Origin of the sequence: Actinoallomurus liliacearum (genome assembly GCF_039542035.1) — a bacterium.
GTDB lineage: Bacteria > Actinomycetota > Actinomycetes > Streptosporangiales > Streptosporangiaceae > Actinoallomurus > Actinoallomurus liliacearum.
The window spans coordinates 1076992-1101845 of record NZ_BAABHJ010000005.1; the positions used below are offsets into that span (position 1 = coordinate 1076992).

Here is a 24854-nt window from a genome sequence, read left to right on the forward strand (position 1 = left end):
CAGTGTTAGATACGGTGCCCGCCTCGTGCGATCCTCAAGCGGCCGCGCCTAGACTCGCTGTGAAACCGAACCCCAGGGAGCAAACGAACCATGGACTACAAGGTCGCCGACCTGTCGCTGGCGGCGTTCGGCCGCAAGGAGATCCAGCTCGCCGAGCATGAGATGCCGGGTCTCATGGCGGTCCGCGAGGAGTACGCCAAGGACCAGCCGCTGCGCGGCGCGAAGATCATGGGCTCGCTGCACATGACGATCCAGACCGCCGTGCTGATCGAGACGCTGGTCGCGCTGGGCGCCGAGGTCCGCTGGGTGAGCTGCAACATCTTCTCCACCCAGGACCACGCCGCCGCCGCGGTGGTCGTCGGCCCGAACGGCACCCAGGAGGACCCGCAGGGCGTCCCGGTGTTCGCCTGGAAGGGCGAGACGCTGGAGGAGTACTGGTGGTGCACCGAGCAGGCGCTCACCTGGCCCGGTAACGACGGCCCCAACATGATCCTCGACGACGGCGGCGACGCCACCCTGCTCGTCCACAAGGGCGCCGAGTACGAGAAGGCCGGCGCCGTGCCCTCCGCGGCCGAGGACGACCCGGAGGAGTGGAAGGTCATCCTCGACCTGCTGCACCGCACCGTCGACGGCTCCGGCCGGTGGACCGCGATCGCCGAGCGCATCAAGGGCGTGACCGAGGAGACCACGACCGGCGTGCACCGCCTCTACGAGATGCACAAGAACGGCGCGCTGCTGTTCCCGGCCATCAACGTCAACGACTCGGTGACCAAGTCCAAGTTCGACAACAAGTACGGCTGCCGGCACAGCGTCATCGACGGCCTCAACCGCGCCACGGACGTGCTGATCGGCGGCAAGGTCGCCGTCGTCTGCGGCTACGGCGACGTCGGCAAGGGCTGCGCCGACGCGCTGCGCGGCCAGGGCGCCCGCGTCATCGTCACCGAGATCGACCCGATCTGCGCGCTGCAGGCCGCGATGGACGGCTTCCAGGTCACCACGCTCGACGACGTCGTCGACATCGCCGACATCTTCGTGACGACGACCGGCAACTTCAACATCATCCGCGCCGACCACATGGAGCGGATGAAGCACCAGGCGATCGTCTCCAACATCGGCCACTTCGACAACGAGATCGACATGGCCGGCCTGGCGAAGATCCCCGGCATCGTGAAGGAGGAGGTCAAGCCGCAGGTCCACACCTGGACCTTCGCGGACGGCCACTCGATCATCGTGCTCGCCGAGGGCCGGCTGATGAACCTCGGCTGCGCCACCGGCCACCCGAGCTTCGTGATGTCCAACTCCTTCACCAACCAGGTGATCGCGCAGATCGAGCTGTTCACCCGCACCGAGAACTACCCGATCGGCGTGTACACCCTGCCGAAGCACCTCGACGAGAAGGTCGCCCGCCTGCACCTCGACGCGCTCGGCGTCAAGCTGACCAAGCTCACCAAGGAGCAGGCCGCCTACATCGGCGTCGACGTCGAGGGCCCCTACAAGTCGGACCACTACCGCTACTGAGGTCTACCTCGTCGTGACGTACGACATCGCGGACCCCGGACTCGCCGAGTCCGGGGTCCGGCGCATCGAGTGGGCCGACCGGTCCATGCCCGTGCTGCGGCGCATCCGCGAGCGCTTCGCCGCCGACCGTCCCCTGGACGGCCTGCGGGTCGCGGCGTGCATGCACGTCACCACGGAGACCGCCAACCTGATCCGTACGCTCCAGGCCGGCGGCGCCCAGGTGGCCCTGGCCGCCTCGAACCCGCTGTCCACCCAGGACGACACCGCCGCCGCGCTGGTCCACGAGTACGGCGCCGCGGTGTTCGCCCGGCAGGGGGTCGACCGCGACGGGTACTACCGGCACATCCACCAGGCGCTCGAGATCGCCCCCGACCTCGTCCTCGACGACGGCTGCGACCTGGTCAACATCCTGCACACCGAGCGTCTCGACCTGCTCGACGGCGTACGCGGCGGCTGTGAGGAGACCACCACCGGCGTCATCCGCCTGCACCAGATGGCCCGCGAGGGCGCGCTGCGCTTCCCGATGGTGGCGGTCAACGACACCGACACCAAGCACATGTTCGACAACCGGTACGGCACCGGCCAGTCGACCCTCGACGGCATCGTCCGCGCCACCAACACGCTGCTGGCCGGAAAGACGATCGTCATCGCCGGGTTCGGCTACTGCGGCCGCGGCCTGGCCGAACGCGCCCGCGGCATGGGCGGCCGCGTCGTCGTCACCGAGATCGACCCGGTCAAGGCGCTCGACGCCGTCCTGCAGGGTTACCGCGTCCAGCCGATGGCGCAGGCCGCCGAGCACGGTGACGTCTTCATCACCGTCACCGGCAACCGGGACGTCATACGCGCCGAGCACCTCGCCCGGATGAAGGACGGCGCGATCCTCGCCAACTCCGGTCACTTCGACGTGGAGATCGACGTACGGGCGCTGGCCGACCTCGCCGTGGAGATCCATCGCGACGTACGCCCGCAGGCCGACGAGTACGTCCTCGTCGACGGTCGCAGGCTCGTCCTGCTCGCCGAGGGGCGTCTCGTCAACCTCGCCGCCGCCGAGGGCCACCCGGCGGCCGTCATGGACATGTCCTTCGCCGACCAGGCCCTCACCTGTGAGTGGATCGCCGGCCAGGACCTGGTCCCCGGCGTGTACGACGTCCCAAAGGAGATCGACACCGAGGTGGCACGCCTGAAGCTGGCCTCCATGGACATAGCCATCGACGCCCTCACCCAGGGCCAGGAGGAGTACCTCTCCTCCTGGCGCCAGGGTTCCTGAGCGGCACTAGATTCGAGGCATGCCGCGCGGTACGTACATTCATGAGCCCGGGGTCGAGGAGCGGTTCGCCTGTGACCTGGACGGCGGCGGCTGGCGCTACACCGCCGAGCGGTCCGACGGCGGCTCGATCGAGCTGGTCGCCGACAGCCGCTGGCGGCCCGCCCGGCTCCAGGTGACCGTCGGCGAGCACGTCCTGCGGGGCGGCGCCGTCGGCGCCGAGCTCATGTGGGTGACCGCGGGACGGGAGCACGCCGCGCGGGCCACCGGCTTCCTCGGCGAGTCGCCGGGCCTGCTGGTCGCCGTGGCCCGGTCGCTGCGCCTGGCCGAGGGCGAGCGCGTCGACCTGCGGATCCTGCTCGTCACCGCGCCGTCCCTCGCGGTCCGCACCGTCCCGCAGCGCTGGTCCCTCGCCGAGATCGCCTGGCACGACGCCGACGGCGAACGCGTCCCGGTGGAGCGCTACGAGATCACGGATCTGGAGACCGGGGAGGTGTCGGAGTTCCACCTGGCCGGCGACGTGGTGGTGGCAGCTCCCGGTATCGAACTGGTCAACCTTGAGAATCCCCCGAATTTTTCCTAAGAACTTCTGACAACCTCGGGGTCATGTGCGGTGTCATACCGATCATGAAACACGTGTTCGTCGGCGCCGGTGTGGTCGGTCTCCTCAGCGGCGGGCTCGTCGTGGCGTCCGGGGGCTCGGCGATGGCCAAGTCCGATCTCACCCTCAGCGCCGCGCACAAGGTGATCCACCGGGGTCAGCCCCTACATCTGGCCGGATCGGTCGGCGACGACGCCGGGCTGCGGCGGACCAGGTTCTGCCTGCAGGTCCGGGACGCCGGGCACTGGAGCCAGCTCGGCAAGTGCGTGGAGCCGTACCGAGCCGACGGCTGGACCGCCGTCTTCGGGTTCGACACCCGCCTGCTCACGCGCGGCAAGTACTCATTCCGCGCCGTCGGGGTGGGCCTGCGGCACAAGAAGCACGTGATCTACGGTCCCTCCCCGACGGTCCACGTCACGGTGCGCTGAGCCGTCCCGGTTCAGCCCGTGGGCGGGAGGAACCGCGGCGGGTTCGCGGCGCCGGGAGCGCCGCCGAGCCACTCCGGGACCGGCATGGGGCCGCCGCCGTAGGACGGGGGCGCGGGAGGCGGCCCGCCCACCGGGACGAAGGCCGGGCCGCCGGGCAGCCCCGGGCCGGGCGGAACGCTCACGGCGAGCGGCAGCCCGCGCCGGGCGATCGCGGCCCGCCGGGCGGCGCGTTCGGCCAGCCGGCGTTCCTCGCGGTGCCGGCGCTCGGCGAGCACGGCGGACAGGTAGATCTCCGGCCGGAATCCCTGCGGCGGTGGAGGGCTGACGTACGTCAGGACCTCGTCCATGAGCCGCCGCCCCATCTCGTCCCGTACGCGGGGCGCGAGCTCCCAGAAACGCGTGAGGTACTGCCGTGCCGCGAGGGCGGTGGTGTCCGGCAACCGCGACAGCTCCAGGGACGCCGCCCACGGCGCGAGCTGCGGCGGCATGATCGCCACTGGTCCGAGCATGACGTTCACCGGCACCCGGTCCTGGATGACGATCGTGCCCGCGAAGATGTCGCCGAGCCGCTTCCCGCGCCGGCTCACCAGGGACGAGATCAGCGCCGGAGAGCCGAACAGCATCCAGAACTCGAGGAACCCGGCCAGCGCCCGCACCAGTGCCTGACGGAAGCGCTCCGGGCCGCCGTCGTCCGCGACGACCCGCAGCCCGAGGGCGAGCTTGCCGAGCGTACGCCCCCGCGTGAGCGTCTCGGTGATCGTCGGATAGCCGACCAGCACGCCGACCATCGTGATGAGCGTCAGGCCGACCGTCACCGCGGAGTCCGAAATGTGGGCCGACATGCTGACGAAGATCAGGCAGAAGTAGAGCGCCATGAACTGCAGCAGCACGTCGATGAACAGGGCCAGCGCGCGGCTGGCCAGCCGCGCGACCCGGATGTCGAGTGCGACGGCCTCACCGGTGACGAGTTCGACGGGCACGCTGCCCCTTCCGATCGCGGATCCGTTCAAACCTGGAATCTCCAGTGAACGGTAGTCTGCCGGGTTGTGGACGTCGACGCCTTCGTGGCCGCGCACAACGCCGAATGGCGGCGCCTCGAGCAGCTCGTCAACCGCGGCACCCGCAAGCTGAGCGGCGCGGAGATCGACGAGCTGGTCGAGCTCTACCAGCGGGCGGCCACCCACCTGTCGGTGGTGCGCTCCAGTTCGCCGGAGCCCGCACTGGTCGGGCGGCTCTCCGGGCTGGTCGCGCGGGGCCGGGCGGCGGTCACCGGCGCGCAGGCGCCCATGTGGCGGGACGCCGCCCGCTTCCTCACCGTGTCGTTCCCCGTGACGGCCTACCGGATGCGCTGGTGGTGGCTGGGGTCGGCGGTGCTGTCGACCCTCGTCTCCGTGGTGCTGGCGGTGTGGGTCGCGCGCAACCCGCAGGTGCAGACGTCGCTGCTGTCGCCGCAGGAGATCAAGCAGCTCGTCGACCACGACTTCGCCGACTACTACACCGAGCACGCCGCCGGGGCGTTCGCGTTCCACGTGTGGGTCAACAACGTCTGGGTCTCCGCCGAGTCGCTGATCTTCGGCATCCTGCTCGGCATCCCGACGATCCTCGCCCTGTTCGCCAACCAGCTCAACCTGGGCGTCTCCGCCGGCCTGATGTTCGCCCACGGCAAGGGCGCGATCTTCTTCGGGCTGATCCTGCCGCACGGCCTGCTGGAGCTGACGGCCGTGTACCTCGCGGCGGCCGCGGGCCTGCGGCTCGGCTGGACGATCATCGACCCGGGCCCGCGCAGGAGGGGGCAGGCGCTCGCCGAGGAGGGCCGGGCGGCGATGAGCATCGCCCTCGGCCTGATCGGCGTGCTCGCCGTCTCCGGCGCGATCGAGGGGTTCATCACCGGCCACGTGCCGGTGACCTGGCTGCGCATCGCCATCGGCGTCCTCGCCGAGGCCGCGTTCCTGACGTACGTCATCGTCTTCGGCCGCCGCGCCGCCCAGGAGGGCGAGACCGGCGACTCCGAACTCGTCCCCGACACCGCCCCCGTCGCAGCCTGAGCCGAGACGGCTCCGCCGAGGAGCCCGGTCGTGTGTGCGGTCGGGCGCCCCGTCGTTCAGCTCAATGCGTCGAGGTCGATGGCGACGGGGAAGGGTTGGCCGGTCTTCAGGACGCCGGTGTGGGCGCCGGAAGAAGCGTAACTCCCCGTCGTTGCATTCAGAATATGGGTATAGGTGATCAACCCTGAATTCTGCTGCTCGATGCGCCAATAGTGTGGAATGCCGACTGTGGCGTATTCGGCCGGTTTATCCAATCGGTCGGCGCTGACGCTGCCCTTGCTCATGATTTCCACCGCCAGGAGGACCTGGTGAGGGCGGACCGGGAGCACGTCGGGATCGCCATCGAACACCAGCACATCGGGTCGTCGGTTATGGAGCGGGACGTCCGTCAAGCGGAGGTCGACGCCCGTGGTCACCTGCCAGGGAGTCGGTGCGGCGGCCTCGAGCGCGTTGGCGAACAGACGCGCGATGCGGTTATGCCGCGGAGTCGCGGAGCCGCCATAATGGCCCTCCTGTTAACAGGGTCGCTCTCCCTGCTTCTCACATCTTAGGAGCACCGCCGTTGACGGGGCGATCCTTCGCCGAGCGCCTAACGTGATCAGAGGCGGCCGGCGGCCTTCAGGGAGAGGTAGGCGTCCGCCAGGGCGGGGGCGATCTCGTCCGGGGGTGCGTCGACGACCTCGACGCCGTACTTGCGGAGTTCGACGGTGACGCGGCGGCGTTCGGCGCGGGCGCGCTCGGCCGCGGCGGCGTCGTAGAGGGCCGCTGCGTCGCCGCGAGCCGCCACCATCTCGGTCACCCGCGGGTCGCTCACCGCCGCGACGAGGACGAGGTGCTTGGCCGTCAGCTGGGGGAGCAGCGGCAGCAGGCCCTCCTCGATCGCGGTCGCGTTGAGGTCGGTCAGCAGCACCACCAGGCACCGCTGCCGGACCCGGGACAGCAGCGCCGAGATCATGCCCGCCGCGTCCGCCTCGATCAGCTCCGGCTCCAGCGGCGCCATCGCCCGCACCATCGAGGTCAGCACCTCGGTACGGGCGGCGCCCTCCACCCGGGCGCGCACCCTCCGGTCGTAGGCCAGCAGGTCGACGCGGTCGCCCGCGCGGGAGGCCAGCGCGCCGAGCAGCAGCGCGGCGTCCATCGAGCAGTCCAGGCGCGGGATGTCGCCGACGCGACCGGCGGCCGTACGGCCGGTGTCGAGCACGAGGTAGATGCGCCGGTCCCGCTCGGGCCGCCAGGTGCGGACGACGACGTCGCTGCGGCGTGCCGTCGCCCGCCAGTCGATCGAGCGCACGTCGTCGCCGTCGACGTACTCCCGCAGCGAGTCGAACTCGGTGCCCTGGCCGCGGATCAACGCGACGTGCTGCCCGGTGAGCTCCCGCAGCCGCGCGAGCTTCGCGGGCAGGTGACGCCGGGACGGGAAGGCCGGCAGGACCCGTACCGTCCACGGCGCGGCGCGGTTCAGCTGGCGGGCCGCCAGCCCCAGCGGGCCGTACGAGCGGACGGTGACCGCGACGGCGGCGCGGTCACCCCGGCGGGTCGGCACGAGGCGGGTCTCGACGCGGCGCCGCTCGCCGGGCGGGATCGTCACGGTCGCCGTACGGGGCGAGGCGCCCGCGCTGGGCGGCCAGGCGTCCCGCAGGCGGGCCCGCAGCCGCCGGGGGCCGGGGTTCTCCACGATCAGGGAGACGGTGGCCTCCTCGCCGAGGCGGACGTTGGTGTCGCCGGAACGGTGCAGGCGCAGCCGGCGGACGTTGCCCGCCAGCACCAGGTCGGCCACGACGAGCGCGACGATCACGCCGTCGACGGCGAGCAGCGTCCACCAGCTAGGTACGACCATGAGAACGACCGCACCGAGGACGGCCAGCAGCCCCGTACGCCCGGTCAGCGCCATGCCCGGCTCCCGCTCATCGGGGAGCGGGGACGGTGGTGAGGATGCCCTCGAGCACGCCGTCCGTGGTCGCGCCCTCGAGCTCCGCCTCGGGCCGCAGCTGCACGCGGTGCCGCAGCGTGGGCCGGGCGAGCGCCTTCACGTCGTCGGGCCGTACGTAGTCGCGGCCGGACAGCCACGCCCAGGCCCGCGCCGTCGCCAGCAGCGCCGTGGCGCCGCGCGGCGACACGCCGAGCTGCAGGGACGGCGACTGGCGGGTGGCACGGCACAGGTCGACGATGTAGCCGCTGACCTTCGGGTCGACGTGGACCCGGCGCACGGCCTCCCGGCCGGCGGCCAGGTCGGCCGGGCCGGCGACGGGGGTGACGCCGGCCGCGCCGAGGTCGCGCGGGTCGAACCCGGACGCGTGGCGCTGCAGGACCGCGATCTCGTCATCGCGGGAGGGGACCGGGACGTTCAGCTTCACCAGGAACCGGTCGAGCTGGGCTTCTGGCAGCGGGTAGGTCCCCTCGTACTCGACGGGGTTCTGCGTGGCGCAGACGACGAACGGGTCGGGCAGCGGGCGGGCCTCGCCCTCCACCGAGACCTGGCGCTCCTCCATCGACTCGAGCAGGGACGCCTGGGTCTTCGGCGGCGTCCGGTTGATCTCGTCGGCGAGCAGCAGGTTCGTGAAGACCGGCCCCTCCCGGAACTCGAACTCCGACGTGCGGTTGTCGTAGATGAGGGAGCCGGTGACGTCGCCCGGCATGAGGTCGGGGGTGAACTGCACCCGCTTGAAATCGAGCTTCAGCGCCTGGGCGAGGGTGCGGATCAGGAGCGTCTTGGCGACGCCGGGCACGCCCTCGAGCAGGACGTGGCCCCGGCACAGCAGGGCGATGACCAGGCCGGTCACGACGGAGTCCTGGCCGACGACCGCCTTGGCGACCTCTCCGCGCAGTGCCGTCAGCGCGGTACGGGCGTCCTCGCCCGCGAGGTCGTGTGGAGTTTCCGTCAAGAGTTGCGAACCAGCCTTTCCAGGTCGTCGAGGACGCCCGCGAGGCTTACCAGCCCGGCGTCGTCCACTGGGGGAGGACCGTACAGGGCGGCGCCGACCACGGCCTGTTCCCGGCCGGTGTGCGCCGCGACCGCGGCGACGATCTCGGCGGCCATCGCGGGGTCGGAGGCCGCGCTGCGCGGCATGCCGAGCAGCGCGGTGAGGCGTTCGAGCGCGCCGGCGCGCAGCGCCTCCGCCGCCCGGTCGGCGGCCCGGCGGGAGCGGTACAGGCGGGCCCGGCCCTCGACGGTCTCCGCGGAGCGCACGACGACCGGGAGCGGCTCGACGACGACCGGGCCGAGGCGCCGGGACCGCCACAGCGCCACCAGGACCACGGCGATCACGACCTGCAGCAGGCCGAGCCTGACGCCGAACGGGACGAGTTCGAAGAACGACTTGTGCCCGCCGCTGCCCGGCGCCGGCAGGTCCGGCATCAGCCAGACGGCGCCGCTCCGGGACCCGATGAGGTTCATGGCCAGGGCGGCGTTGCCGTGTTCGGCGAGGTGCTCGTTCGTGAGCAGGCGGGACGAGCCGAGGACGGTGACGGTCGCGCCGGCCACCGGCAGCTGCACCAGCCCTGCCTCGTCGCCGGAGAGGTAGCACTTCGTGGCCTCGCCGGGCGCCGTGTAGGTGGTCGCGCCGAGGAAGTCGGCGTTCCCGGCGTACGCGGCGGCGGGCAGGGTGCAGTCGGGCTCGGGGGTGCCCCACGCGGCCCCACCCGCCTCGACGCCCGGGGCCAGCGCGTTCAGCGTCTCGCTGGACGGAGTGACCAGGAGGCGGTCGCCGGGCGCGCCGCGGAGGGCGGTCAGATCGGCGGCGACGAGGCGTTCGGAGCGGACGACGACGAGGACGGCGTCGGGCTGGGCGCGCAGGCGCTCGGCGGCGTCGGCGGCCGTGTGCACGACGGTCACGGGCGTGCCGTGCTGCCGGGTGATCTCCGCGAGGGCGCGGGCGCCCTGCTGTCCGGGCGAGTCCGGGTCGAGGGTCTCCGAGCCGGTGCGCGGGCGCATCAGGGCGAGCAGCACACCGAGGACCAGCAGGGCGAGTACCGCGACGAGGATGCCGCGGGACCGCTGCCAGCGACGCCGCGCGACCTGCCCGGCGGTGGCCGGCTCACCGACCGGCGGAGCCTGCAAAGTCGTCATGAGGACGCTCCGAGCGGGACGGGGCGCGCGTTGCGGAGCCGGTCGTCGAGCTCGACGAGCGCCCGGTAGCCGTCCGCGTCGCCGTCCCGGCCGCCGTACCAGACGTCGTCGAACAGCCGTACGCCGGAGGCGAGGGCGTCGGCGTGGTCGGGCAGCGCCGTCCCCACCTCGGCGGCCAGTTCGTCGGCGGTCCGGCCGGGCCGGGGCGGGACGATCGCCCGCTCCTCGAGGTCGCGGGCGATGGCGCGGAGGCGTTCGCGGATGGCCTCGGGCCACTCGCCGGCGGCGGCGTGGCGTTCGGCCGTGGCCCGGTGGTCCTCGGCCGTGGCGACCGACTCGCCGAGCAGGGACCGGGGCCCGGCGGCGTTGCGGCGCACGCTGCCGATCCGCCACCAGACGGCGGCGACCACCAGCGCGAAGATGAGCACCAGGACGAGGTAGCCGAGCCAGCCGCCGCCGGTTCCGCCGCCTCCGACGTCGCTCACGCGGTGGTACAGGGCGTTGAGCCAGTCACCGATCTTGTTCAGGATGCGCTCGAAGAACGAGGGATCGTCCTGGTGGTACATCCGCTTCTCGAGCTCGCGGCGGGCCAGCTCGCGCGCGGGGTCGCGGGCGATCGGCGGACCGCCTCCGTAGCGGATCGCCGGCGTCATCGCTGCCACCCCGGAGGCGGCGGAGGCGGGGGCGGAGGCGCCACGAAGGACGGGCGCGGCGTCTTCGGTTGGGGACCCGACCCGGCGGCCGTGAGCGGGCCGGGCAGCCAGGCGGCGAGCGGGTCGTCCGACGGCTCGAGCTGTGACTCCAGGTCGAACGCCTCGCGCCGCATGCGCCGGTCGGCGTAGATCAGCGTGATCACTCCGGCGTTGAACGGATTGACGAGAGTACCGGCGATGACGCGGCCCACCCCGCCGACCGCGATGGCGGCCACGAGCAGCCAGCCGTGCGGATCCTTGTCGAAGACGAGGATGATCTGCTGCGCGACCGCGAACGGCACGGGCAGCACCAGGAACTCGACGAAGAACGTGATGACCAGCGCCAGGGTGAGCACGCCCATCATCCGCCACCAGCGGCCGCGCACGATCTCCGCCGAGCGGCGGAGGGCGGCACGGACGCCCCGGCGCTCGAGGACGGCGATGGGGGTGGCGAGGGCGAACCAGACGTAGCCGACGACCATCAGCGCCAGCGCCAGCGGCACGCCGAGGACGGCCGTGAGCGCCTGCAGGCCCGTGGGGGCGTGGGCGAGGAGTGACACGACGAGCGGGGTGAGGGGGAGCGCGATGGCGAGGAGCACGATCGCGAGGACGGCCGTCGCGGTGCCGATGAGGCGGCCCTTGACGGCGCGCGCGTCGCGGCAGGCCTGCCCGAACGAGGTGGCGCGGCCCAGCAGCGTGCGCCCCATGACCGGGGCGAGGAGCCCGCTGAGCAGCAGCACGACGTACGCGGTGAGGAACAGCCCGACGGCGGACGTCATGGACGCCGGCCCGAGGGTGCGGACGAGGTCCGCGGGGCTGTCGACGTTGGTGTGGAGCCTGCCGCCGAGCGCGATGAACTGCAGGACCGTGACGACCACCTGGACGATCCCGGTGAGGATCGCCGACAGGCCGAGCGCGGCGCGCGGGCTGCGGCGGACGTAGGTGATCGCCCCGTCGAGGAGCTCGGAGACGCCGAGCGGCCGTAGCGGGATCTCCGTCTCGAGGATGTCGTCCGCGGCGGCGGGGGGAGCCGGCGGCGGCGCCACCGAGTCGGCGGTGTCGGTTTCGGGCATGGCGGAGCCCGGAGACGCCCAAGCTCCTGCGTCGGTCATCGCCTGCTCCCCGCCCGCCGGTTACCCTGCCAATCCTGCCATGCGGCGAGAGTACGGGTGATCGACCGCCGCCGTCCGCCCGATCCGGTGACCGTCCGCCCGTGGTGAGGCAGACTGAGGGACATGGACGTGTTGCGGTGGATCGACCCGCCCGATGGGCCCGCGCTGCTGCTGCTGGACCAGACCCGGCTGCCGGGGGAGGAGACCGTCCTGGTCTGCCGGGACGTCCCCGCGATCGTCGCGGCGATCAAGGACCTCGCCGTCCGCGGGGCCCCGCTGCTCGGGATCGCCGCCGGGTACGGCGTCGCGCTGGCCGCCGCGCTCGGCGAGGACGTCGCGGCGGCGGCGCGTACCCTCGCCGGCGCCCGGCCTACCGCGGTCAACCTCGCCAGGGGCGCCGAGCGGGTCCTCCGGGCCCACGAGGAGGGGCGATCGGCGCTGTCCGAGGCGCACGCGATCGCGGCCGAGGAGGCGGAGGCCTCGGCGCGGATGGCCACGCACGGCCTGGAGCTGGTCCCGGACGGCGGCCGGGTCCTCACGCACTGCAACACCGGAGCCCTCGCGGCGGGCGGTGACGGCACCGCGCTGGGCGTCGTGCTCGCCGCGCACCGCGCCGGGCGGCTCAAGATGCTGTGGGTCGACGAGACCCGCCCCCTCCTGCAGGGCGCCCGGCTGACGGCGTACGAGGCGGCGCGGCACGGGATGCCGCACACCCTGCTGCCGGACGGCGCGGCCGCCTCCCTGTTCGCCGCCGGGGAGGTCGACCTGGTCGTGCTGGGCGCCGACCGCATCGCCCGGGACGGCAGTGTGGCCAACAAGGTCGGGACGTACTCCCTCGCGGTGCTGGCCCGCCACCACGGCGTGCCGTTCGTTGTGGTCGCGCCGACGAGTACCGTCGACCTGACCGCGCGAACGGGCGCCGATATCCCGATCGAACTACGTGATCCGGGAGAAGTCACCACGATCGCCGGACAACCTACGGCGCCGCTCGGGAGTCCTGTCTACAATCCGGCCTTTGATGTGACTCCGGGCGAGCTGGTGACCGCCATCGTCACCGAGCGTGGGGTCATCTCGCCGGTGAACGAAGGTACGCTGGCTGCTCTGGGCGACCGCCTCCGATAACGCGACGATGAGGGCTCATGAAGGGACGCGTGCTGGTCGTCGATGACGACCTGGCTCTGGCCGAGATGCTCGGCATCGTGCTCCGCGGCGAAGGCTTCGAGCCGTCGTTCGTGCACGACGGTGACAAGGCGCTCGAGGCCTTCCGGGAGACCCGGCCCGACCTCGTGCTGCTTGACCTGATGCTCCCCGGCATCGACGGGATCGACGTATGCCGTCAGATCCGCGCCGAGTCCGGCGTGCCGATCGTGATGCTGACCGCCAAGAGCGACACGGTCGACGTCGTTCTCGGCCTCGAATCCGGCGCCGACGACTACATCGTCAAGCCGTTCAAGCCGAAGGAGCTGGTGGCGCGGGTCCGTGCCCGGCTCCGCCGGACCGACGACCCGACGCCGGAGCTGCTGCAGATCGGCGACATCTCGATCGACGTGGCGGGCCACTCGGTGAAGCGGGCGGACCGGCACATCCCGCTGACGCCGCTGGAGTTCGACCTGCTCGTCGCGCTGGCCCGCAAGCCGCGTCAGGTCTTCACCCGCGAGGTGCTGCTCGAGCAGGTGTGGGGCTACCGCCACGCCGCCGACACCCGGTTGGTGAACGTCCACGTGCAGCGGCTGCGCGCCAAGATCGAGAAGGATCCCGAGCATCCGGAGATCGTCGTGACCGTGCGCGGCGTCGGTTACAAGGCGGGGCCGGCATAGCGGCCTCCCGACTCCCCCCGATCAGTCCATGAACAGATGGCCGACGCTGCCGTCGGCGGCCCGCCGCGGCCTGCGCCCGATCCGCCGTTACGCCCGTGCGGTGATGCGCCGGGCGTACGTCGGCTGGCGGCGGTCGCTGCAGGCCCGCGTCGTGACGACCACCCTCCTCGTGTCCGGTCTCGTCGTCGCGGTGCTCGGCGTCTTCCTGATGCAGCAGATCACCAGCGCGCTCCTGGAGGCCAAGGAACGGGCGGCGCTGCTCCAGCTGGACGAGGGCGTGGGCGTGGCCCAGGGCAGGCTGGCCAGCGCCGGCACGGACGACTCCGACGACACGAAGAGCACGCTCAACGGGATCGTCACCACGCTCGCTCACCGGAGCGGGCCGGCCGGGCTGTACGAGGTGATCATCCTCGACCGGGACGACCCGGGCAGCGTCGGGTTCAGCTCCAACTGGATCCGGCTGAAGAGCGTCCCGGCCGTGCTGATGCAGCAGGTCGAGTCCTCCGACGGGAGCGATCCGTACCGCACCTACGGCACGCTGACGTACGACGAGGGCTCGTCCAAGCCGGGCCTGATCGTCGGCAAGAAGGTCAGCCGGTACCAGCTGTACTACCTGTTCCCGCTGACGCAGGAGCGGCAGAGCCTGGAGGTCGTCCAGCAGACCATCCTCGGCGTCGGCGCGGCGCTCGTCCTGCTCCTCGCCGCGATCGCCTCGATCGTCACGCGCCAGGTCGTCATTCCGGTGCGGATGGCGGCCCAGGCGGCCGAGCGGCTGGCGGCCGGGCGCCTCGAGGAGCGGATGAAGGTACGCGGCGAGGACGACCTGGCCCGGCTCGCGACCTCCTTCAACGACATGGCCGCGAACCTGCAGGAGAAGATCGTCCAGTTGCAGGAGCTGTCGCAGGTGCAGCGCCAGTTCGTCTCCGACGTCTCCCACGAGCTGCGCACCCCGCTGACCACGGTCCGGATGGCGGCCGAGGTGCTGTACGAGTCGCGGGAGGACTTCGACCCGATGGCCGCCCGCTCCGCCGAACTGCTGCAGAGCCAGCTCGAACGCTTCGACGGGCTGCTGGCGGACCTGCTGGAGATCAGCCGGTACGACGCCGGCGCCGCCACCCTCGACATCGAGCCGATGGACGTCCGCGAGCTGGTGCTGCGGTCGGTCGGCTACGCCGAGGACCTGGCCGAGCGCAAGGGCAGCAAGATCATCCAGCAGCTCCCGGGCGAGGCGACCATGGCCGAGGTCGACCGCCGCCGCGTCGAGCGCATCCTGCGCAACCTGCTGGTCAACGCGGTCGAGCACGGCGAGGGCAAGGACATCGTCATCAGCGTCGCCGCCGACCGGGACGCCGTCGCGATCGCCGTCCGCGACCACGGCTGCGGCCTGCGGCCCGGTGAGGCGAACATGGTCTTCGACCGGTTCTGGCGCGCCGACCCGGCGCGTGCCCGTACGACGGGCGGCACCGGCCTGGGGCTGTCGATCTCGATGGAGGACGCCGAGTTGCACGGCGGCTGGCTGCAGGCGTGGGGCGAGCCGGGTCAGGGGTCGCAGTTCCGGCTGTCGCTGCCCAGGGTGGCGGGGACGGAGCTGCGCGGGTCGCCGCTGCCGCTGGTGCCGCCCGAGATCGAACTGCAGCGGGCGCCGTACGCCGAACTGGAACTGGAGGCGGACGCATGAGGCCCCGGCTCGTGACGGCCGCGCTCATGGCCCTGCTGGCGCTCCTGGCGGGCGGCTGTGTCGGCGTCCCGCAGGGCGGCCGGGTGCTCCGTGGGAACGCCGGAGGCACCGAGCAGCCGGTCGACGACCCGTACGTCCGCATCATCCCGGTCGGGCCGGAACGCGACTGGCCCCCCATCTCGATCGTCGAAGGCTTCCGCACCGCCTCCTCCAGCTTCGACGGGCCGAACGGCGATCACCAGGTCGCCCGGTCCTACCTCGCCTGCCCGTCCTGCTGGCGGCCGGGCGTCGCGGCGATCGTCTACGACAAGCTCGACCCTCCGACGTACGAGCCGAACGGCCCCACCCAGGCGACGGTCACCCTGCAGGGCAGCCAGCTCGGCCGGATCGGCGCCGACGGGCAGTACATCGCGGACGCCGTCGATTTCAAAGAGGTGTTCCACCTGCGCCGGGACGCCCAGCGGCAGTGGCGCATCACCGAACCCCTCCCGCCCGAGGGGCTCCTGCTCAGCCGGGACGACGTCACCCGCGCCTTCCGGACACTGGACCTGTACTTCTTCGCGCCCGACTCCCAGACGCTCGTGCCGAACCCGGTGTTCATTCCGCTCGTGAGCCGGTCCTGGCTCCCCACGCAGCTGGTGAAGCAGCTGATCAGCGGGCCCACGATCTGGCTCAAGAGCGCCCTCGTACGCTCGACGTTCCCGGCCGGCACCGGCCTGCGCCGGCTGCAGATCAGCGGGGGCGTGGCCACGGTCGACCTGACCCGCCAGGCCCGCGCCGGCGACCTGCGCGGCATGTCGATCCAGCTGATCTGGACGCTCCGGCAACTCCGCGAGGTCCAGCGGATGCAGCTGAGGATCGACGGCAAACCGGTCCAAGTGCCCGGCATCAGTGGAAGGCTGCAGTCGATCCACGACTGGGACGCCTACAACCCCAACGGCAGCGGCGAACCGCAGCAGGCCTACGTCCGGCTCGTCGACGGACGCCTCGGCCGCCTGGACGGCGACCGGGCGCAGTCCATGCCGCTCAAGCTCCAGGTCGGCCATCCCGCGATCTCCTACGACCACCGGCAGGCCGCCTCCCTGAACGCGGCGGCGAACACGGTCACCGTCACGGACCTGATCGGCGGCTCCGTCCGCTCGACGATGCGGGCCACCTCGAAGGGCGGCAGATTCACCCCGCCGTCCTGGGACTCGCGCGGGAACGTCTGGGTGGTCGAGTCGACCGCGAACGGCTCCCGCCTCTGGATCATCGAGGGCGGCACCCGGCCCGTCGCGGTGGACGGCTGGGCGCTCGTCCAGTACCCCGCCAAGGCGCTGCGCGTCTCCCGGGACGGTACCCGCGCCGCGGTCATCGTCAAGGCGGACAACCGCTGGCAGGTCCAGCTCGGCCGGATCGACCGCGCCCCGTCCGGCGGACTACAGGCGGAGGGGTTCATCTCGATCAGCTCGGAGCTGCAGAGCGCCATCGACCTGGCGTGGAGCACCACCGACCATCTCGCCGTCATCGGCATGACGAACGGGAACCCGTCGCCGTCGCTGTTCGACGTCCCGGTGAGCGGCGCCCCGATCCAGCCCATGATCGGCCCCGGCGGGGAGATGACCACGGTCACGGCCTCGCCCGGCTCGCCGCTGCTGGTCACCCAGCGCGTCTCCCCGGGGGACAAGACCCTGAACGTCTGCCGGCTCAGCGACCGGTACGACGACTGGAAGTGCGTCAACGGCACGTCCGACCCCGCCTACCCCGGCTAGCGCCGTAGCGCGCCCACCGGCCGCAGGCGGGCGCGAGCGTCGTCCCCAGGGCGCGGGCGTCGTCCACAGGGTGCGGGGACGGGGCTGGCGGGCCGGGGTCGCGTACCGGCAGGCTACGGCCGTGGGACTCCTCGGCGCCGCCCTCGACCTCGTGCTGCCCCAGCGGTGCGCCGGCTGCGGCCGGGCCGACGGTCTCCTGTGCTCCGCCTGTGCCGCCCTGCTGCGGGGTCCGGCGGAGGTCCGCCCGCCCCGGCCCACACCGCCCGGCCTGCCGCGGCCCTGGTCCGTCGCCGCCTACACCGGCACGGTCCGGCAGCTGATCGTGGCGCACAAGGAGCGCGGGCGTACCGGCCTGGCCCGGCCCCTCGGCTCCTGCCTCGCCACGGCCGTCCTGGCGGCCGCAGAGGACGCAGAGGACGCAGAGGACGCAGAGGACGCCATGGGCCCTGTCCTGCTCGTCCCGGTGCCCTCCTCGCGGGCGTCGGTACGCCGCCGGGGGCACGATCCGACGCTCCGCATCGCGCTGGCCGCCGCCCGCGAGGCCGCCCGGCAGGGCGCGGCGGTGTCGGTCGCGCGGGTGCTCGCGCACCGGCGGCGGGTCGCGGACCAGTCCGGGCTCACGGCGGCGGACCGGGCCGCCAACCTCGCGGGCGCGCTCACGGTGCGGCGCGACGTGCGGGGCACGCGCGTGATCGTGGTCGACGACGTGATCACCACCGGGGCGACGCTCGCCGAGGCCGCCCGCGCCCTGCGGTCGGGCGGCGCGCGGGTCCGGGCGGCCGCGGTCGTGGCCGCGACACGCCGGTACGGTGACGACGCGAGACGGGGTGAGATCGGTCACCATATGTAGCCGATTACCGGCGGGCCCTCTCCGCGCGGCAGGGATCAGTGGGAGATCACCGTCGGCGTCCTGTTCGGCCCGAAACGCGATGTCCCGGGCGTTGCGGCGGTCCGCGAGGCCCGTGCGGGCGCGCGTTTCACCCGGTCGGCGGCGGATGGCCGCATCGTTCCGACCGCCGAACGGGAGGGCCGAAACGGCGTCCGTTCATGACTATCCGTGGTTTTCTCCGTCACACCCCCCTGACATTCGCCCGGAGAGGGGTTAGCGTTCCTCACATGACACCCGCCCGGGTCCGTGGTTGCGCCGAGCCTCTACCGGCCCGGCAAGCCGATGCCAGCCGCAGGCGAAACGGCCCACGTAAGGCGACTTTTCGTCGACCGATCACGGTGCGGCTTAGAGGTAAGTCCTGCCTCGCCGGGGGATCAGATGTCCTCCGGACCGGGAGAAGGGGAGTAGTGGCGAGAGCGCCGCGAGACCCTCAGCAGGCGGATGTGGGGACGAAGACCAGGTCGGCCGGGCGGGTGTTGTCCCCTAGGGGTCCGGCGACCCACGACCGGATCCGAACAACCTACCGAGCCCGGCGTTCCCGTCGCTGACAGGTCAGCGACCGGGGAGGAGGGGGGTCCCCCGTGGAAATCATCGTCAAAGGTCGCCACACGGACGTGAGCGACCGCTTCCGCCGTCATGTGGACAGCAAGATCGCGAAAGTTGAGAAGCTGGACCCGAAGGTCATGCGGATCGACGTCGAAGTCTCCCAAGAACGCAATCCCCGCCAGTCGTCCCGCCGAGAGCGCGTCGAGCTCACCATCCACTCGCGCGGGCCGGTGATCCGGGCCGAGGCCGCCGCGGACGATCGGATCGCGGCGCTCGACATGGCCATCGGCAAGCTCGAGGCCCGGCTCCGCCGCTCGTCCGACCGGCGCAAGCCGCACGGCGGCCACGGACGTGAGCGCCTCGCGATGGCCCTCGCCCCGGAGCCCGTGGAGACGACCGGCACCGCCGTTCCCCTCGCGGAGCCCACGGAGGAGACCCGGGACACCTGGCGCGACGAGGCCCGGGCGGAGGCCGAGAAGGGCATCGTTCCCATCCCGATGGAGGGGGAGGGGCCGCTCGTGGTGCGCGAGAAGTCGCACAAGGCCCAGCCCATGACGATCGACCAGGCCCTCTTCGAGATGGAGCTGGTCGGCCACGACTTCTTCCTCTTCCGGGACAAGGACTCCGGGGACGCCAGCGTGGTCTACCGGCGGCGTGGATGGGACTACGGGGTCATCCGTCTCGTCGAAGAGTGACCTCCCGCTTGCGCCGCGCCACCGGCTCGACCACTCTGGACTCGTAAGCGTTCCGCGGTGGGACGCCCATGACTCCCCGAGCTTGCTCTCAGCCCCGCGACACGCCCAAGATGTTGATCATGGGCAGGCGCACCGTTTGGAGGGAAAGTTGAGCGAGACCCCCGAGACTCGCGGCGCGGTCGCCGGTGATCCCATCCGCGTCCTGATCGTCGACGACCACGCGCTGTTCCGCCGTGGTCTGGAGATGGTGCTCGAGGATGAGGACGGCGTCGAGGTCGTCGGACAGTGCGGCGACGGCCAGGAGGCGGTCGAGCAGGTGGGCGACCTGCTGCCGGACGTCGTCCTCATGGACATCCGGATGCCGCGCCGCGGTGGCATCGAGGCGTGCACCGCCATCAAGGACCAGGTGCCGAGCGCCAAGATCGTCATGCTGACGATCAGCGATGAGGAGGAGGACCTCTTCGAGGCGATCAAGGCCGGTGCCACCGGTTACCTGCTGAAGGACGTCTCGATCGACGAGGTCGCCGACGTGGTCCGCGCGGTCCACGACGGCCAGTCCTTCATCAGCCCGTCGATGGCGTCCAAGCTGATCACCGAGTTCGCCGCGCTGGCCAAGCGCGGCGAGGAGCGGCAGCAGCAGGTCCCGGCGCCCAAGCTCACCGATCGGGAGATGGAAGTGCTCCGTCTCGTCGCTCGGGGCCTGGGCAACCGGGAGATCGCCAAGGAGCTGTTCATCTCCGAGAACACCGTGAAGAACCACATCCGCAACATCCTCGAGAAGCTCCAACTGCACTCGCGGATGGAGGCGGTGGTCTACGCGGTGCGCGAGAAGCTGCTGGAGATCAGCTGACCGCGAGCCGCGGCAGGCCGGTTCAGGATCGCGCCGCGGGGGACGGGCCGAGCCCCGTCTCCTGCAACGCGGCGCTCAGCAGTGAGGCGAGCTCCGGCGGGTCGAGCCGTTCCACGCGTACGGCGTCGCACCCGACCCAGGCGGCGGCCGCCACGAGCGCGTCGGCCAGCCGGGCCACCGCACTCTCCGCGCGCGTGGGCGTGCTCACCGCCCCCGGCTCGAGCGACGCCTTGCGGACGACGAGTGTGGACCCCTCGCGTGCCGGGTCGGCGCGGCCGATGAGCCGCCCGCCCGCCAGGAGCGGCATCGTGAAATAGCCGTGCACGCGCTTGGCGCGGGGGACGTACGCCTCCAGCCGATGGTCGAAGCCGAACACCCGCTGGGTGCGCTTGCGGTCCCAGACGAGCGAGTCGAAGGGCGACAGCAGGGTGGTGTGGTGCCGGCCGCGCGGCGGTGCGTCGAGGGCCTCCGGATGCGCCCAGGCGGTGCTCCGGCCCGCGCCGTTGCCGTTGGTCCAGCCGGCCACCGTCACCGGGACCAGCCCGGCGGCCTCGACGACCGCGTCCACGTCCTCGCCCCGGACGCGGACGTAGTCGGCGAGGTCCGCCCTGGTCGCGACGCCCAGCGCCCGGGCGGCGCGCCGGACGAGCGTCGTGACGCACTCGGCGTCGTCGAGGTCGCGGGCCCGCAGCTCGGCGGGGACGGCCCGCTCCGGCAGGTCGTACACCCGCCGCCAGCCGACCCGTCGGGTGCAGACGACGTCCCCGGTGGCCAGCAGGAACTCGGCGGCGATCTTCTCGTCGGTGCGGTCGAACCACTCACCGCCCTTCTTCGCGCCGCCGAGGCCCGTCACGGTGAGCGGACCCTCGGCGCGGAGCCGGGCCAGGACGTCCGCGCAGACCTCCTCCGGCGTACGGTGCCAGTGCCGGCCCCGCCGGCGGTAGGCGCGGCGGCGGAAGGCGTACAGCGGCCAGTCCTCGATCGGCAGCACGCAGGCGGCGTGCGACCAGTACTCGAAGGCGGCGGTCCCGCCCCAGTAGGCCCGCTCGACGCTCGCGCGCCCGACCGCGCCGAGCCGGGCGTAGGCGACCAGTTCGTGCGAGCGGGCGAGCACGGAGATCGTGTCGAGCTGGACCGCGCCGAGATGGCGGAGCGCGCCGAGCGCCCGGCGCGCGTCCGGGTCGCCGCGCAGGTCCTGGGTCGGGGCGGGCGCGACCCGCCCGATGAGGCCCTGGGCGTACAACTGGATCCGGCGCGCCTCGTCGGCGGTCAGCTCGTGCGTCGGCATGGCCCGATCGTAGGGGCCGACACCGACAAAACGGTTATGCGGGTTGAGCGATCCGGAACTGCCGATGGGCCCGCTCGGCCGGGGTCGGCTCGGGCGGGCCCATCGATCGGAATGTGACTGAACTGTGACCGGAAGCGGTGCCGCCACGCCCGGAACGGCGGTCGGCGGACGGCCGCTCGCTCCGCGCGCGGGGACCGCGGCGGTCGCTCAGCCGTGGGGGTGCGTCGTCTGCGGGTCGGTGGCGGTCGCGGGACCCTCGATTCCGGCGGCCCGGGCGTGCAGCACGGCCGGGTGGGCCTCCTCCGAAATGATCCGCGGAGCGTCGATGATGACGTCGTCGAAGATGCGGACGATCAGCCCGATGACACCGCCGACCGCGACGATGCCGACACCGGTCCAGAAGAGCCACCACGACGGTCCGCTGACCATCGCGACGCCCCCGACACCGAAGCCGATCCACATCACGACGACCGCGACCCACGAGCTGAGGCGGCCTCCGTGAGAACTGCCGGCCATGTGTTTTCCTCCCAGGGGCATCTGCGTCCGTCCCCGAACGCGGACCTACGTTGTGCTTTGTGGTGCGGTTCCTCGCAGCGTCAACGATAAACCCGGGGCTTACGGCCCCTGCGGCCGAGTCCCGTGATATCGAGGTGGTCCCGCTGTACGGTTGGACTCGCCTACGATGACACCGTACGGGTCGTGTATGCGCCGTCGGACATGACCCCCGGCGATTCCACGAATGGTTCGAGGAGCTTCCGAGAGTGCCAGTAGTCATCGACAAGATCCTTCGCGCTGGCGAAGGCAAAGTTCTGCGCAAGCTCAAGCGGATCGCCGACCAGGTCAACTCCATCGAGGAGGACTTCGTCGACATGAGCGACGCCGAGCTGCGCGCGCTCACCGAGACGTACAAGGAGCGCCTGGCCGACGGCGAGACGCTCGACGATCTGCTTCCCGAGGCGTTCGCGACCGCCCGCGAGGCCGCCAAGCGCACGCTGGGCCAGCGCCACTTCGACGTGCAGATCATGGGCGGTGCCGCCCTCCACATGGGCAACATCGCCGAGATGCGCACCGGTGAGGGCAAGACCCTGACCTGCGTGCTGCCCGCCTACCTCAACGCGCTGTCCGGCAAGGGCGTCCACGTCGTCACGGTCAACGACTACCTGGCCAAGCGCGACGCCGAGTGGATGGGCCGCGTGCACCAGTTCCTCGGCCTCGAGGTCGGCGTGATCCTGGCCGACATGACGCCGGAGGAGCGCCGCAAGGCGTACGCCGCCGACATCACGTACGGCACGAACAACGAGTTCGGCTTCGACTACCTGCGCGACAACATGGCCTGGAGCCTGGACGAGTGCGTCCAGCGCGAGCACAACTTCGCGATCGTGGACGAGGTCGACTCGATCCTCATCGACGAGGCGCGGACCCCGCTGATCATCTCCGGTCCGGCCGAGCAGAACTCCAAGTGGTACGTCGAGTTCGCCAAGATCGTGCCGCGGCTCAAGCGCGCGACCGACGGCCCGGAGGGCGAGGACGGCGACTACCAGGTCGACGAGAAGAAGCGCACGGTCGGCATCCTGGAGTCCGGTGTCGAGAAGGTCGAGGACTGGCTCGGCATCGACAACCTGTACGACTCGGTCAACACGCCGCTGGTCAGCTTCCTGAACAACGCGCTGAAGGCCAAGGAGCTGTACAAGAAGGACAAGGACTACATCGTCAACAACGGCGAGGTCCTGATCGTCGACGAGTTCACCGGCCGCATCCTGCACGGCCGGCGCTACAACGAGGGCATGCACCAGGCCATCGAGGCCAAAGAGGGCGTGGCGATCAAGGACGAGAACCAGACGCTCGCCACGATCACCCTGCAGAACTTCTTCCGGCTGTACGACAAGCTCGGCGGCATGACCGGTACCGCCCAGACCGAGGCGGCCGAGTTCAACAAGATCTACAAGCTCGGCGTGATCCCGATCCCGACGAACAAGCCGATGGTCCGCCGCGACGTGTCCGACGTGGTGTACAAGACCGAGCAGGCCAAGTTCGAGGCCGTGGTCGAGGACATCCTGGAGCGGCACGAGAAGGGCCAGCCGGTCCTGGTCGGCACCACCTCGGTCGACAAGTCCGAGAAGCTCTCGCGGATGCTCAAGCGGCGCGGCATCAAGCACGAGGTGCTGAACGCCAAGTACCACGAGAAGGAGGCGATGATCGTCGCCGAGGCGGGCCGCAAGGGCGCCGTCACGGTCGCGACGAACATGGCCGGTCGAGGCACCGACATCACGCTCGGCGGCAACCCCGACCACATCGCCGACAAGGAGCTGCACGCCCGCGGCCTGTCCCCGCTCGAGACTCCGGAGGAGTACGAGAAGGCCTGGCCGGAGGCGATCGAGAAGGCCAAGAAGGCGGTCAAGGAGGAGCACGAGGAGGTCAAGGAGGCCGGTGGCCTCTACGTCCTCGCGACCGAGCGGCACGAGTCGCGGCGCATCGACAACCAGCTTCGCGGCCGGTCCGGCCGGCAGGGCGACCCGGGCGAGTCCCGCTTCTACCTGTCGCTCGAGGACGACCTGATGCGGCTGTTCAACTCCGCCCGGGTCGAGGCCATCATGACCCGTCTGAACATCCCGGACGACGTGCCGATCGAGTCGAAGATCGTGTCGAACGCCATCCGGTCGGCCCAGCACCAGGTCGAGCAGCAGAACTTCGAGATCCGCAAGAACGTCCTGAAGTACGACGAGGTGCTGAACCGGCAGCGCAAGGTGATCTACGCCGAGCGCCGTCGCGTCCTCGAGGGCGCCGACCTGCACGAGCAGATCGTGCGCATGATCGATGAGGTCGTGGCCGGATACGTCACCGCGGCGACCGCCGAGGGCTTCCCCGAGGAGTGGGACCTCGACAAGCTGTGGAAGGCGTTCAAGCAGCTCTACCCGATCTCGGTCGGCTCCGAGGACCTCGTCGAGGAGGCGGGCGGCCAGGCCGGCCTGACCGCCGAGCTGCTCACCGAGAAGATCGGCGAGGACGCCCAGGCCGCGTACGAACGGCGCGAGGAGGAGCTCGGCGGGGAGGTGCTCCGCGAGCTGGAGCGCCGCGTCGTCCTGTCCGTCCTCGACCGCAAGTGGCGCGAGCACCTCTACGAGATGGACTACCTCCAGGAGGGCATCGGCCTGCGGGCGATGGCGCAGCGCGACCCGCTGGTGGAGTACCAGCGCGAGGGCTACGACATGTTCACCGCGATGCTCGAGGGCATCAAGGAGGAGTCGGTCGGCTACCTCTTCAACCTCGAGGTCGAGGTCGCCGAGGAGGAGCGCGCCGCGGGAGTGGCCGGCGTCGGCGAGGCCCCGGTCGAGCTGTCCGTGACCGGCGAGGAGACGCCGGAGATCGTCGCCAAGGGCCTGGAGGAGTCGGCCCGGCCGCAGACGCTCAACTACACGGCGCCGACCGTCGACGGCGAGGGCGGCGTGGAGACCCACACCGAGAAGACCGACGACGCGTTCGCCAACGTGTCGCGCAACGACCCGTGCCCCTGCGGCTCGGGCAAGAAGTACAAGCGCTGCCACGGCGACCCGAAGCACAGCGACTGACCGAAGACGGCTGAAACGGCCCCGGGCGACCTCTCGCCCGGGGCCGTT

21 protein-coding genes and 1 pseudogene are annotated in these 24854 nt (G+C 71.6%); 13 read left to right on the forward strand and 9 right to left on the reverse strand.

The features are described from left to right. Positions 1 to 90: 90 nt before the first annotated feature. From ahcY (ABD978_RS13005) to ABD978_RS13020, 4 genes are read left to right on the forward strand one after another with little or no spacing between them, the layout of a single operon-like run. Positions 91 to 1518: an adenosylhomocysteinase gene (ahcY, locus tag ABD978_RS13005; RefSeq protein WP_345353405.1), complete on the forward strand. Its 1428-nt coding sequence runs from the start codon at positions 91 to 93 to the stop codon at positions 1516 to 1518. 13 nt (positions 1519 to 1531) lie between these two features. After that, positions 1532 to 2785: an adenosylhomocysteinase gene (gene ahcY, locus ABD978_RS13010; protein WP_345353407.1), complete on the forward strand. Its 1254-nt coding sequence runs from the start codon at positions 1532 to 1534 to the stop codon at positions 2783 to 2785. Positions 2786 to 2804: 19 nt separating this feature from the next. Next, a complete protein-coding gene (locus ABD978_RS13015) occupies positions 2805 to 3365 on the forward strand; it encodes a hypothetical protein (RefSeq protein ID WP_345353409.1) in 561 nt (186 codons plus the stop codon). A 44-nt stretch (positions 3366 to 3409) separates the two neighbouring features. Then, a complete protein-coding gene (locus ABD978_RS13020) occupies positions 3410 to 3811 on the forward strand; it encodes a hypothetical protein (protein WP_345353410.1) in 402 nt (133 codons plus the stop codon). Between the two features lie 11 nt (positions 3812 to 3822). On the opposite strand, the gene ABD978_RS13025 is transcribed toward ABD978_RS13020, so the two are convergent. Next, positions 3823 to 4791 (reverse strand): RDD family protein, encoded by a 969-nt coding sequence (locus ABD978_RS13025; RefSeq protein ID WP_345353412.1) that lies wholly within the window; start codon positions 4789 to 4791, stop codon positions 3823 to 3825. Positions 4792 to 4857: 66 nt separating this feature from the next. On the opposite strand from ABD978_RS13025, the gene ABD978_RS13030 reads away from it, so the two are divergent. Further along, positions 4858 to 5856, forward strand: coding sequence for a stage II sporulation protein M (locus tag ABD978_RS13030; RefSeq protein WP_345353414.1), 999 nt, complete (start codon positions 4858 to 4860; stop codon positions 5854 to 5856). 56 nt (positions 5857 to 5912) lie between these two features. Here the strand turns inward: ABD978_RS13030 and ABD978_RS13035 are convergent. From ABD978_RS13035 to ABD978_RS13060, 6 genes and pseudogenes are all read right to left on the reverse strand, one after another. Continuing rightward, positions 5913 to 6332 (reverse strand): annotated as a pseudogene (locus tag ABD978_RS13035) (Uma2 family endonuclease); the annotation flags it as partial. A gap of 122 nt (positions 6333 to 6454) precedes the next feature. Further along, positions 6455 to 7747 carry a DUF58 domain-containing protein gene (locus tag ABD978_RS13040; RefSeq protein ID WP_345353416.1) on the reverse strand — a complete coding sequence of 431 codons (1293 nt, stop codon included), beginning with the start codon at positions 7745 to 7747 and terminating at the stop codon, positions 6455 to 6457. A gap of 13 nt (positions 7748 to 7760) precedes the next feature. Beyond that, positions 7761 to 8738 (reverse strand): AAA family ATPase, encoded by a 978-nt coding sequence (locus tag ABD978_RS13045; RefSeq protein ID WP_345353418.1) that lies wholly within the window; start codon positions 8736 to 8738, stop codon positions 7761 to 7763. After that, positions 8735 to 9922 carry a DUF4350 domain-containing protein gene (locus ABD978_RS13050; protein WP_345353420.1) on the reverse strand — a complete coding sequence of 396 codons (1188 nt, stop codon included), beginning with the start codon at positions 9920 to 9922 and terminating at the stop codon, positions 8735 to 8737. Before ABD978_RS13050 ends, ABD978_RS13045 begins: the two co-directional genes overlap by 4 nt. Continuing rightward, positions 9919 to 10575, reverse strand: a complete 657-nt coding sequence (locus tag ABD978_RS13055; protein WP_345353422.1) for a DUF4129 domain-containing protein — start codon at positions 10573 to 10575, stop codon at positions 9919 to 9921. The genes ABD978_RS13050 and ABD978_RS13055 overlap by 4 nt, the downstream gene beginning before the upstream one ends. Further along, positions 10572 to 11687, reverse strand: a complete 1116-nt coding sequence (locus ABD978_RS13060; RefSeq protein ID WP_345353424.1) for a DUF7847 domain-containing protein — start codon at positions 11685 to 11687, stop codon at positions 10572 to 10574. The genes ABD978_RS13055 and ABD978_RS13060 overlap by 4 nt, the downstream gene beginning before the upstream one ends. 162 nt (positions 11688 to 11849) lie before the next feature. On the opposite strand from ABD978_RS13060, the gene mtnA reads away from it, so the two are divergent. The 7 genes from mtnA (at position 11850) to ABD978_RS13095 (ending at position 19952) form a co-directional block, all read left to right on the forward strand. Beyond that, the gene (mtnA, locus tag ABD978_RS13065; RefSeq protein WP_345353426.1) at positions 11850 to 12848 is read left to right on the forward strand and encodes an S-methyl-5-thioribose-1-phosphate isomerase; all 999 of its coding nucleotides are present in this window, start codon (positions 11850 to 11852) and stop codon (positions 12846 to 12848) included. Between the two features lie 17 nt (positions 12849 to 12865). Then, positions 12866 to 13543 carry an MtrAB system response regulator MtrA gene (gene mtrA / locus ABD978_RS13070; protein WP_252785371.1) on the forward strand — a complete coding sequence of 226 codons (678 nt, stop codon included), beginning with the start codon at positions 12866 to 12868 and terminating at the stop codon, positions 13541 to 13543. A 28-nt stretch (positions 13544 to 13571) separates the two neighbouring features. Continuing rightward, positions 13572 to 15221 (forward strand): MtrAB system histidine kinase MtrB, encoded by a 1650-nt coding sequence (gene mtrB / locus ABD978_RS13075; RefSeq protein ID WP_345353430.1) that lies wholly within the window; start codon positions 13572 to 13574, stop codon positions 15219 to 15221. Beyond that, positions 15218 to 16972 carry an LpqB family beta-propeller domain-containing protein gene (locus ABD978_RS13080; protein WP_345353432.1) on the forward strand — a complete coding sequence of 585 codons (1755 nt, stop codon included), beginning with the start codon at positions 15218 to 15220 and terminating at the stop codon, positions 16970 to 16972. Before mtrB ends, ABD978_RS13080 begins: the two co-directional genes overlap by 4 nt. A gap of 121 nt (positions 16973 to 17093) precedes the next feature. After that, complete coding sequence (locus ABD978_RS13085) at positions 17094 to 17822, forward strand: ComF family protein (protein WP_345353434.1); 729 nt, start codon at positions 17094 to 17096, stop codon at positions 17820 to 17822. 620 nt (positions 17823 to 18442) lie between these two features. Continuing rightward, positions 18443 to 19102, forward strand: a complete 660-nt coding sequence (gene hpf / locus ABD978_RS13090) for a ribosome hibernation-promoting factor, HPF/YfiA family (RefSeq protein ID WP_345353438.1) — start codon at positions 18443 to 18445, stop codon at positions 19100 to 19102. A gap of 148 nt (positions 19103 to 19250) precedes the next feature. Then, on the forward strand, positions 19251 to 19952 hold the full coding sequence (locus ABD978_RS13095) for a response regulator (protein ID WP_345353440.1): 702 nt from the start codon (positions 19251 to 19253) through the stop codon (positions 19950 to 19952). A gap of 22 nt (positions 19953 to 19974) precedes the next feature. On the opposite strand, the gene ABD978_RS13100 is transcribed toward ABD978_RS13095, so the two are convergent. Both ABD978_RS13100 and ABD978_RS13105 read right to left on the reverse strand, forming a co-directional pair. Continuing rightward, positions 19975 to 21240: a winged helix-turn-helix domain-containing protein gene (locus tag ABD978_RS13100; RefSeq protein ID WP_345353442.1), complete on the reverse strand. Its 1266-nt coding sequence runs from the start codon at positions 21238 to 21240 to the stop codon at positions 19975 to 19977. Positions 21241 to 21447: 207 nt separating this feature from the next. Beyond that, entirely contained in the window at positions 21448 to 21756 is a 309-nt protein-coding gene (locus tag ABD978_RS13105) for an HGxxPAAW family protein (RefSeq protein ID WP_345353444.1), read from the reverse strand. Between the two features lie 245 nt (positions 21757 to 22001). Between ABD978_RS13105 and secA the strand changes: the two genes are divergently transcribed. Then, the gene (gene secA, locus ABD978_RS13110; RefSeq protein WP_345353446.1) at positions 22002 to 24806 is read left to right on the forward strand and encodes a preprotein translocase subunit SecA; all 2805 of its coding nucleotides are present in this window, start codon (positions 22002 to 22004) and stop codon (positions 24804 to 24806) included. The last annotated feature ends 48 nt before the right edge of the window (positions 24807 to 24854 follow it).

What these genes read in the sequence shown, in the direction of transcription:
- ABD978_RS13050 (WP_345353420.1), bottom strand. Translation starts at nt 9,922, where the DNA reads ATGACGACTTTGCAGGCTCCGCCGGTCGGTGAGCCGGCCACCGCCGGG.
- ABD978_RS13060 (WP_345353424.1), bottom strand. Translation starts at nt 11,687, where the DNA reads ATGCCCGAAACCGACACCGCCGACTCGGTGGCGCCGCCGCCGGCTCCC.
- mtrA (WP_252785371.1), top strand. Translation starts at nt 12,866, where the DNA reads ATGAAGGGACGCGTGCTGGTCGTCGATGACGACCTGGCTCTGGCCGAG.
- mtnA (WP_345353426.1), top strand. Translation starts at nt 11,850, where the DNA reads ATGGACGTGTTGCGGTGGATCGACCCGCCCGATGGGCCCGCGCTGCTG.
- ABD978_RS13015 (WP_345353409.1), top strand. Translation starts at nt 2,805, where the DNA reads ATGCCGCGCGGTACGTACATTCATGAGCCCGGGGTCGAGGAGCGGTTC.
- ABD978_RS13055 (WP_345353422.1), bottom strand. Translation starts at nt 10,575, where the DNA reads ATGACGCCGGCGATCCGCTACGGAGGCGGTCCGCCGATCGCCCGCGAC.
- ABD978_RS13040 (WP_345353416.1), bottom strand. Translation starts at nt 7,747, where the DNA reads ATGGCGCTGACCGGGCGTACGGGGCTGCTGGCCGTCCTCGGTGCGGTC.
- ABD978_RS13080 (WP_345353432.1), top strand. Translation starts at nt 15,218, where the DNA reads ATGAGGCCCCGGCTCGTGACGGCCGCGCTCATGGCCCTGCTGGCGCTC.
- ABD978_RS13100 (WP_345353442.1), bottom strand. Translation starts at nt 21,240, where the DNA reads ATGCCGACGCACGAGCTGACCGCCGACGAGGCGCGCCGGATCCAGTTG.
- ABD978_RS13020 (WP_345353410.1), top strand. Translation starts at nt 3,410, where the DNA reads ATGAAACACGTGTTCGTCGGCGCCGGTGTGGTCGGTCTCCTCAGCGGC.
- mtrB (WP_345353430.1), top strand. Translation starts at nt 13,572, where the DNA reads ATGAACAGATGGCCGACGCTGCCGTCGGCGGCCCGCCGCGGCCTGCGC.
- ahcY (WP_345353405.1), top strand. Translation starts at nt 91, where the DNA reads ATGGACTACAAGGTCGCCGACCTGTCGCTGGCGGCGTTCGGCCGCAAG.
- ABD978_RS13105 (WP_345353444.1), bottom strand. Translation starts at nt 21,756, where the DNA reads ATGGCCGGCAGTTCTCACGGAGGCCGCCTCAGCTCGTGGGTCGCGGTC.